Origin of the sequence: Azospirillum oleiclasticum, from assembly GCF_013423485.1 — a bacterium.
Lineage (GTDB): Bacteria > Pseudomonadota > Alphaproteobacteria > Azospirillales > Azospirillaceae > Azospirillum > Azospirillum oleiclasticum.
Genome location: NZ_JABFFR010000029.1, coordinates 1 through 12709, shown reverse-complemented (window position 1 = coordinate 12709; position 12709 = coordinate 1). Strand labels below are relative to the sequence as shown.

Genomic DNA, 12709 nt, shown 5'->3' with positions numbered 1-12709 from the left:
TGCAAGCCGGTATGAACTTTCCGGACAGACTCTAACGCAGAAGCGCCCGACCACAATTGCGAGCACAAAGAGATTGTTGAAAATCTGATATGCGTCCTAAAAACTCCCTTATTATCGCCTGGATTGACTTAAGGATCTAGAAGATTGATATCCTCCGCATCCACCACACGCCGCGCGATCTCGTAGGCGAAGCCCGCCCGCCCAAGCGCCGCCAAATCCTTCTCCCGATGCGCCGCCCGCGTCTCCGCCGACCGGAAGGACCCGAGTCGGCGGCGCTTCGCCAGCGCCATAGCGGCCGCGAGGTCCAGGTCGCCCTCCACATCCTCCCGCAGGCCACCCAGCGCCGCGTCGGCGGTGTCGCGGTCCACGCCCTTGGCGGCAAGCTTTTCGCGGATGGCGCGGGTGGAGGCGCCGCGCCGGTGCAGCGACTCGGCGCGCATGCGGGCGTAGCTGTCGTCGTTCAGCAGCCCAGCACCGCGGTAGCGCTCGACCAGCGCCTCCACCCAGCCGGCCGCCTGCTCGCGGTCGGTGCCGTGCGCCTGGACCGAGCGGTCGACCTTGCGCATCAGCACGCGCCGCAGGTTCTCCGACGAACTGGCGAAGCGCTCCAGATAATGCAGGGCGGCACGCTCCAGATAGTCGGGCGTGACGCGCCGCGGGGGCCGGCGGTTGGCGGGTGATGGGGCGGTCATGGCAGCCGCCCCATGCCGGCGGTTGCCGGGCACGGTGCGACAGTCCTATTGTCCGCCGTCCAACGATGGTTCAGGTACGCATGGCTCATCCTCTTCCTCCCATGCCGCGCACCGTCGGCGCCGTCAACTGGGTCGGTCTGTGGACCCTGTACGCGCGCGAGGTGTGGCGGTTCGTGAAGGTGCACCAGCAGACCATATGGGCGCCGGTGGTCACCACGCTGCTGTTCTACGCCGTCTTCGCCCTGGCGCTGGGGGCGGAATCGCGCGTCGTGGGCGGCGTGCCCTACATGCAGTTCCTGGCTCCCGGTCTGATCATGATGGCGATGGCGCAGAACGCCTTCGCCAACACCTCCTCCTCGGTGGTGATCTCGAAGGTGCAGGGCAACATCGTCGACATCCTGATGCCGCCCCTGTCGCCGCTGGAGCTGGCGACCGCCTTCGTCATGGGTGGGGTGACGCGCGGGCTGGCGGTGGGCATCGTCACGGCGCTCGCCATCTGGACCGTGGTCCCCATCCGCATGCCGCACCCGGAGTTCGTGGTGTTCCACGCGGTGATGGCCTCCATGCTGCTGTCGCTGCTGGGCTTCATCGGCGGCGTGTGGTCGGAGAAGTTCGACCACATCGCGGCGGTCACCAACTTCGTGGTCACGCCGCTGTCCTTCCTGTCCGGAACCTTCTATTCGGTGCAGAACCTGCCGGAGGTGTTCTGGTGGGTGGCGCATTTCGACCCGTTCTTCTACATGATCGACGGGCTGCGCTACGGCTTCACCGGCCATTCCGACGGCACACTGGGCCTCGGCATCCTGGTGATGCTGGGGACCAACGGGTTCCTGTGGTGGGTGGCGTACCGGATGCTGAAGACGGGTTACAAACTGAAGGCCTGAATTGCCCGTGGGGCAAACGTCCTTCCGTTGACAGCGCAAGCTTATCTCTTATTATCTGCCGCTTCCCGGCGGACAGGGTGTCCGCCGGGCTTTTCCATTTCGGGGGACCGTCCCGTGATTCCCGTCGTCATGCCCACCTACGCCCGCGCCGACATCGTGTTCGAGCGCGGCGATGGCCCGTATCTGTTCGATACGGACGGGCGACGATACCTGGATTTCGCGGCCGGCGTCGCCGTCACCGCACTGGGCCACGCGCACCCGCATCTGAACGCGGCGCTGATGGCCCAGGCCGGCAAGGTCTGGCACACCTCCAACCTGTTCCGGGTGGCGGGGCAGGAGTCGCTCGCCAAGCGGCTGACCGAGAACAGCTTCGCCGACACCGTCTTCTTCACCAACTCCGGCACCGAGGCGTGGGAGTGCGGGCTGAAGGTGGTGCGCCGGCATTTCTACGAGGCCGGCCAGCCCGAGCGGAACCGCGTCATCACCTTCGAGCAGTCCTTCCACGGCCGCACGCTGGCCGCCATCTCGGCGGCCAAGCAGGAAAAGCTGATCAAGGGCTTCGCACCGCTGCTCGACGGCTTCGACCAGGTGGCCTTCGGCAACCTGAACGAACTGCGCGCCGCCATCACGCCCGAGACCGCCGCCATCTGCCTGGAGCCGATCCAGGGTGAAGGCGGCATCCGCCCAGCGTCGATCGAGTTCATGCGCGCCGTCCGCGAGATCTGCGACGAGTTCGGGCTGCTGATGTTCCTGGACGAGATCCAGTCGGGCATGGGCCGCACCGGCAAGCTGTTCGCGCATGAGTGGGCCGGCATCAAACCCGACGTGGTGGCGGTGGCCAAGGGCATCGGCGGCGGCTTCCCGCTCGGCGCCTGTCTCGCCACCGAGGCTGCGGCATCCGGCATGACCGCGGGCACCCATGGCAGCACCTATGGCGGCAACCCGCTGGCGACCGCGGTCGGCAACGCCGTGCTCGACGTGATCCTGGAACCTGGCTTCCTGGAGAAGGTCCAGCGCACCGGGGCTCTGCTGCACAGCCGCCTGGAAGGGCTGCTGGCGAAGCACCCCACGGTGTTCACGGAGCTGCGCGGCCAGGGGCTGATGCTCGGCCTGAAATGCGGCCCGGCGGTGGGCGACGTGATCGCCAAGGCGCGCGCCAACGGCCTGCTGGGCGTGCCGGCCGGCGACAACGTGATGCGCCTGCTGCCGCCGCTCATCATCGGCGAGGCCGAGGTGGCGGAGGCCGTGGCCATCCTCGACCGCACCGCGGCGGAGGTGAAGCCGTGAGCCCCCGGCACTTCCTCGACATCGACCGGCTGGACACCGCCACGCTGCGCGGCATCCTCGACCGTGCCGTGTCGATCAAGAAGGACATCGCCGGCCACCGTGGCCTGCTGGCGGGCCGCGCGCTGGCGCTGATCTTCGAGAAGCCGTCGACCCGCACCCGCGTCTCCTTCGAGGTGGGCATGCGCCAGCTCGGCGGTGATGTGGTGGTGCTGAAGCCGGACGACATGCAGCTCGGCCGCGGCGAGACCATCGGCGACACCGCGCGCGTGCTCAGCCGCTACGTCGATGCGGTGATGGTCCGGACCACCGGCGAGGAGAGGGTGCAGGAGTTGGCGGCCCACGCCTCCATCCCCATCATCAACGGGCTGACCGACCAGTCCCACCCCTGCCAGATCATGGCGGACGTGATGACCTTCGAGGAGCATCGCGGCCCCATCGCCGGCAAGGTGGTGGCCTGGAGCGGCGACGCCAACAACGTCTTCGTGAGCTGGGTGCACGCCTCCGTGCGGCTCGGCTTCGAGATGCGCATGGCCTGCCCGGATTCGCTGGGTCCGGAGCCGGCTCTGGTGGAGTGGGTGGAACGCGAGGGCGGCCGCCTCGTCGTCACCAGCGACCCGGCCGAGGCGGTGGCGGGGGCCGACTGCGTGGTCACCGACGCCTGGGTGTCGATGAACCACACCGACGACGACCACCGCCACGCCGTGCTGCCGCCCTATCAGGTGAACGAGGCGCTGATGGCGAAGGCCAACCCCGGCGCCGTCTTCATGCACTGCCTGCCCGCCCACCGCGGGGAGGAGGTGACGGACGGCGTCATCGACGGGCCGAACTCCGTGGTGTGGGACGAGGCGGAGAACCGCCTGCACGCCCAGAAAGCCATCCTGGCTTGGTGTCTGGGGGTCTGACTCCCATATGTTCCTGGCACGGCCCGGCCGCGCGACCCGCCTCCACGGGGTGCGCGGCCGGGCCGTTTCCGCATTCATGCCGCCCCTTGCGGCATGCGACGTCATGGATCATCGCGAATGACCGACCAAGCCACCGTCCGCACGCCGATGGACGACCTCGTCCAGCCCTTCCAGATCGAAGCCTCGCGCCTGCGCGGGCGCATGGTCCGGCTGGGGCCGGAGCTGGATGACATCCTGAACCGCCACGCCTACCCCGAGCCAGTCGCCCGTTTCCTGGCGGAGACTCTGGCGCTCGCCGTGCTGCTCTCCAGCATGCTGAAGTACGAGGGCGTCTTCACGCTCCAGACCAAGGGTGACGGCCCGATCAGCCTGATGGTCGCCGATGTCACCTCGGTGGGTGACCTGCGCGCCTACGCCCAGTTCGACGAGGAGGCGCTGCGCAAGGCCGGCGACGATGTGGACATCGCCCCCGCCCCGGCGCTGCTGGGCAAGGGCTACATCGCCTTCACCGTCGACCAGGGTGCGGACACCGACCGCTACCAGGGCATCGTCGAGCTGTCCGGTAAGACGTTGGCCGACTGCGTGCAGCATTATTTCCGCCAGTCCGAGCAGATCGACACCGGCGTCACCGTCGGCGTCGGCCGCGACGAGGCGGGCGGCTGGCGCGCCGGGGCCATCATGATGCAGCGGCTGCCGCCGGACCAGGGGCCGGCCGCCGTGCTCGCCAGCGACACCGAGGACGACTGGCGCCGCGCCATGGTCATGCTGACCAGCGTCACCACCGAGGAGCTGCTGAACCCCGAGCTGGGCGCCAGCACGCTGCTCTACCGCCTGTTCCATGAGGACGGCGTGCGGGTGTGGCCGCCGCAGGCGCTGCGCTTCGGCTGCCGCTGCTCACGCGAGCGGGTGGAAACAATGCTCGCCAGCCTGCCCCGCGAAGAGGTCCAGGACCTGAAGGTCGATGGCGTGGTGGAGGTGGTCTGCCAGTTCTGCTCCACCGCCTATCGCTTCGACGACGCGGAGCTGGAGCGGGTGTACGGAGGGGTGTGACCCCGGTAGGGCCGGTCACTCCGGCCCGAACCACCACAACGCGGCCGCGCCTGCCCCAGTCAGCCATAGCGCGACGATCACGGCGGCAGCGGCTAGGTTCGCCGGAAGCCGTGCATCACCCGCGGCGGCGCGGTGCTCCGCCATGACGTCGGCCGGGATCAGCCTCAGGACCAGCATGATGCCGAGCGGGACGATCACGACGTCGTCGAGATATCCCAGCACCGGAACGAAATCGGGAATCAGGTCGATCGGCGACAGCGCATAGGCCACGACGCAGAGCGCGACGATGCGGGCGATCCAGGGCGTCCGCGGGTCGCGCGCCGCCCGGTGGACCGCCACGACCTCGCGTTTCAGACGACGCGCCCAATCCCGGAGCGCCAACAGCATGGGTGCCCGCTCACCGCTTGGCGGCGGCGGGCGGCAAGTCCTCTTCCAGGATGGTCATGTGGAAGGCGTAGGAGACCTCGCCCTCCTCCTCGTCGCGGTGGAGCACGCCGATGAATTCGTCGCCGAGCTTCACCTCGACCGGCGCGCCGCGCTTGGGCGGCGGCACGATGGTGATGGACTTGTTGCCGAAGGTCTGGCGCAGATAGGCCTCGACGCGGGCGATTTCGTTCGGGGTCATGATGGTGGTGGCCTTTCCTCGGTCGCTGCCGGGCGACGGGAGGAACGCCGCGCCGGCGTCGCGCACCCATACCCCACCCCGCCGCCCCCGCGCAAGGACGGAGGCGGCGGATCGGCCGAACGGGCATCAGGCCGGCGGCATCACGTCACGGCGTCCTTCGCCCCGCGCAGCAGCCGGCGCACCGGCGTGCCGTCGATGGTCAGATCACCGCCTTCCGCCCCGACATGCACGGTCTGCCCGTCGCCCACCTTGCCCTCCAGCATCAGGGTGGCCAGCGGGTTCTGCAACTCGCGCTGGATCACCCGCTTGAGCGGCCGGGCGCCGTAGACGGGGTCGTATCCGGCCTCGGCGAGCCAGCGGGTGGCCGCCTCGTCCACCTCCAGCGTGATGTCGCGCTCGGCCAGCATGCGGGTGAGGCGGCGGAGCTGGATGGCGACGATGCCGCCCATGTGGCCGCGGGACAGCCGGTGGAACAACAGGATCTCGTCCAGCCGGTTCAGGAACTCCGGCCGGAAGGCGGCCCGCACCACCTCCATCACCTCGGCGCGCACGGCCTCGCTGTCCTGCCCCTCGGGCTGGTTCGCCAGCACCTCGGAGCCGAGATTCGAGGTCATGATGATGACCACATTGCGGAAATCCACCGTCCGCCCCTGCCCGTCGGTCAGGCGCCCGTCGTCGAGCACCTGGAGCAGGACGTTGAAGACGTCGGGGTGGGCCTTCTCCACCTCGTCGAACAGCACGACCTGATAGGGCCGCCGGCGCACCGCCTCGGTCAGCGCCCCGCCCTCCTCGTAGCCGACATAGCCCGGAGGGGCGCCGATCATGCGGGCGACGGAGTGCTTCTCCATGTATTCGGACATGTCGAGCCGGACCATCGCCGTCTCGTCGTCGAACAGGAACTCCGCCAGCGCCTTGGTCAGCTCGGTCTTGCCGACGCCGGTCGGGCCGAGGAACAGGAAGGAGCCGATCGGCCGGTTCGGGTCCTGCAAACCCGCGCGCGCGCGCCGCACGGCGTTGGAGACGGCGACGATCGCCTCCTCCTGACCGACAACGCGGGTGCTCAGCTTCTCCTCCATCGCCAGCAGCTTCTCGCGCTCGCCGGCCAGCATCTTGTCGACCGGGATGCCGGTCCAGCGGCTGACCACCGCGGCGATGTCGCTGTCGCGCACCTCCTCGTTCAGCATGCGGCTCTGGCTGGCCGCCTCGGCCTCCACCAGTTTCCGTTCCAGTTCCGGAATGACGCCGTAGGTCAACTCGCCCGCCCGGCTCCAGTTGCCGTCGCGCTGGGCCTGCTCAAGCTCCGTCCGGGCGTGGTCGAGATGCTCCTTGAGCTTCTGGGCGCCCTGCAGCTTGTCCTTCTCCGCGTGCCAACGGGCGGTCAGTTCGGCCGATTCCTGTTCCAGATCGGCCAGTTCGGACTCCAGGGAGTTGAGGCGTTCTTTCGAAGCCGGATCGGATTCGCGCTTCAGCGCCTCCCGCTCGATCTTGAGCTGGATGATGCGGCGGTCCAGCTCGTCGATCTCTTCCGGTTTCGAATCGACCGCCATGCGCAGCCGCGAGGCCGCCTCATCGACCAGATCGATGGCCTTGTCCGGCAGGAAGCGGTCGGTGATGTAACGGTTGGACAGAGTCGCCGCCGAAACGATCGCGCCGTCGGTGATGCGCACGCCGTGATGGACCTCGTAGCGTTCCTTCAGGCCACGCAGGATGGAGATGGTGTCCTCCACCGTCGGCTCGGACACGAAGACCGGCTGGAAGCGCCGGGCCAGCGCCGCGTCCTTCTCCACATGCTTGCGATATTCGTCCAGCGTCGTTGCACCCACGCAATGAAGCTCGCCGCGGGCCAACGCGGGCTTCAGCATGTTGGACGCGTCCATGGCGCCGTCGGCCTTGCCGGCGCCGACCAGCGTGTGCATCTCGTCGATGAAGACGATGATCTCGCCGGCCGCCGCCTGGATTTCCTGAAGCACGGCCTTCAGCCGCTCCTCGAACTCGCCGCGGTACTTGGCACCGGCCACCAGCGCGCCGAGGTCGAGCGCCAGCAGCTTCTTGTCCTTCAGCCCCTCCGGCACGTCGCCCTTGACGATGCGCTGGGCCAGGCCTTCGACGATGGCGGTCTTGCCGACGCCGGGCTCGCCGATCAGCACCGGGTTGTTCTTGGTGCGGCGGGCCAGCACCTGGATGGTGCGGCGGATCTCCTCGTCGCGACCGATGACGGGGTCGAGCTTGCCCTCCCGCGCCGACTCCGTCAGGTCGCGGGCGAAGCGCTTCAGGGCGTCATAGCCCTGCTCGGCGGACGCGCTGTCGGCGGTGCGGCCCTTGCGCACGTCGTTGATGGCGGTGTTGAGGCCCTGGGGCGTGACGCCGGCGGACTTGAGCGCCTTCGCGGCGGGGGTGCCGTCGGTCATGGCGAGCGCCAGCAGCAGCCGCTCGGCGGTGACGAAGCGGTCGCCGGCCTTCTCGGCCACCTTCTCCGCGCTTTCGAAGACGCGCGCGAGTTCGGGCGCCAGATAGATCTGGCCGGCCCCGGAGCCCTCGACCCGCGGCAGCCGGTCCAGCTCCGCGTCCACCGCGGACAGCGCCGCGGCCGGGTCGCCGCCGGACGCGCGGATGAGGTTGGCGGCCAACCCCTCCTTGTCGTCCAGCAGGATTTTCAGGATGTGCTCGGGCGTCAGCCTCTGGTGGCCGCGCCGGAGCGCCAGCGTCTGCGCCGACTGGACGAAGCCGCGGCTGCGCTCGGTGTATTTTTCGAAGTCCATGAACACGCTCCCTTTCCAGGCCGATCGTCCGCCAGGCAGCCCGATCCGCCAGACCCACGAGACAAGTGCGATCACAAAAGGATACCGTGGCAGATGTGGGAACGCCGCAACCCGTTGCAAGACCATGCCACCGCGGGGGTCTTTGCACGGCGCGCAACCCCGCAACGAACGTTCCTCCTACGAAACGGCTTACCTTCCGTGATTCCCCTGTCCCCCCGCGCGATGCGGATCGCCTGGCACGCCCGCAACCTGTGGCACCGGCTGACACGCCCCATCACGATGGGTGTACGCGTCATCGTGCTGGAGGAGAGTACACCCGCCCGCGTGCTGCTGATCCGCCACAGCTACATCGGCGGCTGGCATCTTCCGGGCGGCGGCGTGGACCGGAATGAAACGCTGGTGGAGGCCGCCCGCCGCGAGGTGCGGGAGGAGGTGGGGCTGGCGATCGACTGCGAGCCGCAGCCTTTCGGGCTGTACGCGCGGTTCCGCCATGGCGCCAGCGACCATGTCGGCGTCTTCGTCGCCCGCGGTTGGAGCGGACAGCCCCGCGTGGACGGGGTGGAAATTCTGGAAGCCCGCTTCGTGGCTCTCGACGCCCTGCCCGACGATCTGTCTCCGGCCACACGGCGGCGTCTCGACGAGTTCGCGGGACGGACGGCGCGGGCTGAACGCTGGTGACAAAACGTCCACGCCGCGGTTGACAGTGTCGGGCGCGCCGCATCACTGTGCAGTGCAATGAACACGACCATCGCCACGATCCGCCGCTACCCCGTAAAAGGGCTGAGCGCCGAAGAGCTTCCCTCGGTTGAGGTCGCGGCGGGGAGCACCCTGCCCTACGATCGCCATTACGCCCTGATGTCCGGTGCGGCGGCGCTCGATGCCGTCCATTCCGAGGATGGGCCCGGCGCCTGGAGGCCGAAGAGCGAGTTCCTGACCCTGCTGCGCCATGAGAAGCTGGCGTGCCTGGAGACGGAGTTCGACGCCGACACCCAGACCCTGATCGTGCGCCGGAATGGCCGGCCGGTGTCCCGCGGACGGCTTGACCAGCCGATGGGGCGGACGCTTCTGGAGCAGTTCTTCGCCGCCTTCCTGGCGGATGCCGTGCCCGGCGCGCCGAAGATCGCCGAGGCCGATGCGGGGGTCGCCTTCACCGACACCCGGCATGCCTATGTGTCGCTGCTCAACCTCGCCAGCGTGCGCGACCTGGAGGAGCGGGTTGCCAAGCGCGCCATCGACCCGCGACGATTCCGGGCGAACCTGTCGCTGGACGGGCTTCCCGCCTGGAGCGAGCGCGACCTGATCGGCCGCTCCTTGCGCGTCGGCGGTGCACGGCTGGCGGTCGTGGAGCACATCGGCCGCTGCAAGGCCACCGAGGTGGATCCGGCGACGGGTTCCCGCGACATCAACGTCGTGCAGACCCTGAAGCGCGGCTACGGCCACACCCAATGCGGAGTCTACGCGCGGGTGACCGAGGGCGGCCGGATCGCGCAGGGCGATCCGGTCATCATCGAAGGCTGACCGGAAAAAGCAGCGCCGGTCAGGCGTTCATCGCCGCCCGTTCCTCGCTGCTGTCGGCTTCGTCACCATCGTCGTCGTTGTCATCGTCGTCGCCGTGCAGGCTGTTCGACGGTTGGCCGTTGCCGCCATTGTGCTGCGGCCCGCGCTGCCGGTTTTCCGCTTCCTGGATCTGCGAGATGATCCGGAAATAATGCTCGGCGTGCTGAAGGTAGCTTTCGGCGGTCACCCGGTCGCCCGAAGACGATGCATCGCGCGCCAGCGCCAGATACTTCTCGTGGACCTGCCACGCGTTGCCACGGATCCGCACGTCCGGGCCGTTGCTGTCGAAGGTTTGATGCCGCAGAGGAACATTATTCTGCCGCCGGCCATTGCCCCGGCCGCGCGAGCGCCTGGAGTTCGGTCCCTGTCTCATTCGGCTTTTTTGGCCCCAAGTTTGAGAGTGTGCATTCCCCCGAACGCTCCGGTTGCGTTCTGCGCCTCCGGGTCCGCCGCGGACCATGGCCTGCGGCTCGATCTCGGGGATCAATCGACCTTCGGGTCCCAAACCGGGCTGAATCCTCAGCGCCGGACCCCACCCCGATCGGTCGTTTCGATCTGAACGTAATAGGGAACCGCGTGCAATCCAACCTTTTTTTTGGGGTCTCCCCAGCCTTCACACAGGTTTCGCGGCACGGATGCAGCGTTCGATACCGGACAGATCGGGGCGGATCTCCGCAACAGGCAGCCCCGCGGTTTCCAACAGCCGGCGAATGTCGTCGGCCTGCCCCTGCCCGATCTCCAGCGCCGCGATACCGCCGTCTTTCAAAAGTCCCGGCAGTTCCGCGGCAATGGCGCGGTAGGCGTCCAGTCCATCGGCCCCGCCGTCCAAAGCCCGCAACGGGTCGTGGTCGCGCACCTCCGGGTCCAGCGTTGCGATGTCGGCCGACGGGATGTAGGGCGGGTTCGACACCACCGCGTCGAACCGTTCCGCGATCCCCGCCCCCCAGACGCCGGTCCGGAAGTCCGCGCGCCCGGCCAGCCCGTTGCGCGCGGCGTTCGCCGCCGCGGTTGCCACAGCCTCCGCGCTGATGTCGATGCCGAGCCCAGTGGCGTTGGGAAGCTCCGCCAGCAACGCCAGCAGGATGCAACCGGTGCCCGTCCCAAGATCGAGGATTCTCACGGGGGCGGAACGATCCGGAAGCGCATCGAGCACGCACTCCACGATCGTCTCGGTGTCCGGTCTCGGCTCCAGCGTGGCCGGGGCGAGCGACAGGTCGAGCGTCCAGAAGGCCCGCTCCCCGACGATCCGCCCCACCGGCTCCCGCGCCGCGCGGCGCTCAAGCAGCGCGTCGACCCGGGCCGCCGCGTCCGGCGGCACCGGCTCATCCCCGCGAACCAGCCAATCCTCCCGCGAAAGCCCCAGCGCGTGTTCGATCAGCAGCCGCGCGTCGAGCGCCGGCGAGTCGACACCGGCCGCCGACAGCCGCTCCTCGGCGGCACGACGCAAGGCACGCAGCGTCAGCACGGCGTCAGCCCCCCACCCGGCCGCTGCGCGGCCACCCTCCCCCGCTGGGCGGGGAACCCCGCCATCATTGCAGCTCCGCCAGCCGGGCGGCCTCGTCCTCGGCGATGAGGGCGTCGATGACCTCGTCGAGTGCTTCGCCGGCCATCACCTTGTCGATCTTGTAGAGGGTCAGGTTGATGCGGTGGTCGGTGACGCGGCCCTGGGGGAAGTTGTAGGTGCGGATGCGCTCGGACCGGTCGCCGGAGCCCACCTGGCTCTTGCGGTCGGCGGCGCGCACCGCGTCCTTCTCCGCCCGCTCGCGCTCGTAGAGGCGGGCGCGCAGCACCTTCATGGCCTTGGCCTTGTTCTTGTGCTGCGACTTCTCGTCCTGCTGGCTGACCACGAGGCCGGTCGGCAGGTGGGTGATGCGCACCGCGCTGTCGGTGGTGTTGACCGACTGGCCGCCCGGCCCGGAGGAGCGGAAGACGTCGATGCGCAGGTCCTTCTCGTCGATGTGGACGTCCACCTCCTCCGCCTCCGGCAGCACGGCGACGGTGGCGGCCGAGGTGTGGATGCGGCCCTGCGCCTCGGTCGCCGGCACGCGCTGCACGCGGTGCACGCCGGATTCGAACTTCAGCCGCGCGAAGACGTTGCGGCCGGTGATGTTGGCGATGGCCTCCTTGACGCCGCCAAGGCCGGTGTCGCTGACCTCCATCGTCTCGAAGCGCCAGCCGCGCAAGGCCGCGTAGCGGCGGTACATGTCGAACAGCTCGGCGGCGAACAGCGCGGCCTCGTCGCCACCGGTGCCGGCGCGCACCTCCAGGATGGCGTTCTTCTCGTCCGCCTCGTCCTTGGGCAGCAGGGCGAGCTGGACCCGACGTTCCAGCGCCGGTATGCGGCGGGTGAGATCGGCGAACTCCTCCTCGGCCATCGCCCGCATCTCGGCGTCGGAGTCCGGATCGGCAACCATCGCGGCGATGTCGGCGGCCTCGGCCCTGGCCTTCTTCAATTCGGCGATGGCCTCGGCGACCGGGGTGAGGTCTGCGTACTCCTTGGACAGGCGGGCAAACGCGCCGGAATCCGCCACCCCGGCGGCCAGCGCATCGCGCAGCTCGTCGTGGCGGGCGATCACCCGGTCGAACTTCTCGTCGAGAGTCACAGTCGCTTTTCCCTGCTGTTCACCGCGGCACCCGCGTCCTCGCCCTTCGGCACATCCTCGTCCAGCCGGAAAAGCCGCACCAGCAGCCGTTCCGCCTGCGCCCGCTCCGCCAGCCCGGCCCCGTCCGCGTCGGCCGCCATGCCGCGCAGCGCCTCCGACGGGCCGTGCAGCAGCCGGTTGATCAACAGCCGGGTGGCGGCCCCGGCGTCCAACGTGCCGTTCTCCGCCAGGAGCCGCCGCCGCTCCGCCTCGAAATGGGCGCGCAGCGCCGCCACCGCCGGCACCGCCGCCCGCTCGGCGCGCTCGCGGGCGAAGGCGTTCACCGCCTCGTCGACGATGGCCCAGGCGGC

The 12709-nt window shown here is 69.1% G+C and carries 12 protein-coding genes and 2 pseudogenes; 6 read left to right on the top strand and 8 right to left on the bottom strand.

Annotated features, from left to right (window positions below; all coding sequences use genetic code 11):
* Nucleotides 1–128 precede the first annotated feature (128 nt).
* Complete coding sequence (locus HL658_RS26105) at nucleotides 129–692, bottom strand: regulatory protein RecX (RefSeq protein ID WP_180285272.1); 564 nt, start codon at nucleotides 690–692, stop codon at nucleotides 129–131.
* An 80-nt stretch (nucleotides 693–772) separates the two neighbouring features.
* Between HL658_RS26105 and HL658_RS26100 the strand changes: the two genes are divergently transcribed.
* The 4 genes from HL658_RS26100 to HL658_RS26085 all read left to right on the top strand — a co-directional run bounded on the left by HL658_RS26100 (nucleotide 773) and on the right by HL658_RS26085 (nucleotide 4815).
* A complete protein-coding gene (locus HL658_RS26100; RefSeq protein ID WP_180285273.1) occupies nucleotides 773–1576 on the top strand; it encodes an ABC transporter permease in 804 nt (267 codons plus the stop codon).
* 114 nt (nucleotides 1577–1690) lie between these two features.
* Nucleotides 1691–2863: an acetylornithine transaminase gene (locus HL658_RS26095; RefSeq protein ID WP_180285274.1), complete on the top strand. Its 1173-nt coding sequence runs from the start codon at nucleotides 1691–1693 to the stop codon at nucleotides 2861–2863.
* On the top strand, nucleotides 2860–3765 hold the full coding sequence (gene argF, locus HL658_RS26090; protein ID WP_180285275.1) for an ornithine carbamoyltransferase: 906 nt from the start codon (nucleotides 2860–2862) through the stop codon (nucleotides 3763–3765). The genes HL658_RS26095 and argF overlap by 4 nt, the downstream gene beginning before the upstream one ends.
* 117 nt (nucleotides 3766–3882) lie before the next feature.
* The gene (locus tag HL658_RS26085) at nucleotides 3883–4815 is read left to right on the top strand and encodes an Hsp33 family molecular chaperone (protein ID WP_180285276.1); all 933 of its coding nucleotides are present in this window, start codon (nucleotides 3883–3885) and stop codon (nucleotides 4813–4815) included.
* Nucleotides 4816–4830: 15 nt separating this feature from the next.
* Here HL658_RS26085 and HL658_RS26080 read toward each other — a convergent pair.
* From HL658_RS26080 to clpB, 3 genes and pseudogenes are all read right to left on the bottom strand, one after another.
* Nucleotides 4831–5187: pseudogene (locus HL658_RS26080) on the bottom strand (YkvA family protein); the annotation flags it as partial.
* Between the two features lie 25 nt (nucleotides 5188–5212).
* Nucleotides 5213–5440 carry a DUF3126 family protein gene (locus HL658_RS26075; RefSeq protein ID WP_180285278.1) on the bottom strand — a complete coding sequence of 76 codons (228 nt, stop codon included), beginning with the start codon at nucleotides 5438–5440 and terminating at the stop codon, nucleotides 5213–5215.
* Nucleotides 5441–5580: 140 nt separating this feature from the next.
* On the bottom strand, nucleotides 5581–8199 hold the full coding sequence (gene clpB, locus HL658_RS26070; protein WP_180285279.1) for an ATP-dependent chaperone ClpB: 2619 nt from the start codon (nucleotides 8197–8199) through the stop codon (nucleotides 5581–5583).
* A gap of 198 nt (nucleotides 8200–8397) precedes the next feature.
* Here clpB and HL658_RS26065 point away from each other — a divergent pair, with 198 nt between their 5' ends.
* Together HL658_RS26065 and HL658_RS26060 are read left to right on the top strand one after the other, a co-directional pair.
* A complete protein-coding gene (locus HL658_RS26065; protein WP_180285280.1) occupies nucleotides 8398–8877 on the top strand; it encodes an NUDIX domain-containing protein in 480 nt (159 codons plus the stop codon).
* 57 nt (nucleotides 8878–8934) lie between these two features.
* Complete coding sequence (locus HL658_RS26060) at nucleotides 8935–9717, top strand: MOSC domain-containing protein (protein ID WP_180285281.1); 783 nt, start codon at nucleotides 8935–8937, stop codon at nucleotides 9715–9717.
* A 19-nt stretch (nucleotides 9718–9736) separates the two neighbouring features.
* Here the strand turns inward: HL658_RS26060 and HL658_RS26055 are convergent, their stop codons facing one another.
* From HL658_RS26055 to HL658_RS26040, 4 genes and pseudogenes are all read right to left on the bottom strand, one after another.
* Complete coding sequence (locus HL658_RS26055) at nucleotides 9737–10129, bottom strand: DUF4167 domain-containing protein (protein WP_180285282.1); 393 nt, start codon at nucleotides 10127–10129, stop codon at nucleotides 9737–9739.
* 240 nt (nucleotides 10130–10369) lie between these two features.
* Nucleotides 10370–11218, bottom strand: coding sequence for a peptide chain release factor N(5)-glutamine methyltransferase (prmC, locus tag HL658_RS26050; protein ID WP_180285435.1), 849 nt, complete (start codon nucleotides 11216–11218; stop codon nucleotides 10370–10372).
* Nucleotides 11219–11285: 67 nt separating this feature from the next.
* A complete protein-coding gene (gene prfA / locus HL658_RS26045) occupies nucleotides 11286–12359 on the bottom strand; it encodes a peptide chain release factor 1 (RefSeq protein WP_180285283.1) in 1074 nt (357 codons plus the stop codon).
* Nucleotides 12356–12709 (bottom strand): annotated as a pseudogene (locus tag HL658_RS26040) (glutamyl-tRNA reductase); the annotation flags it as partial. The gene prfA and the pseudogene HL658_RS26040, both read right to left, overlap by 4 nt.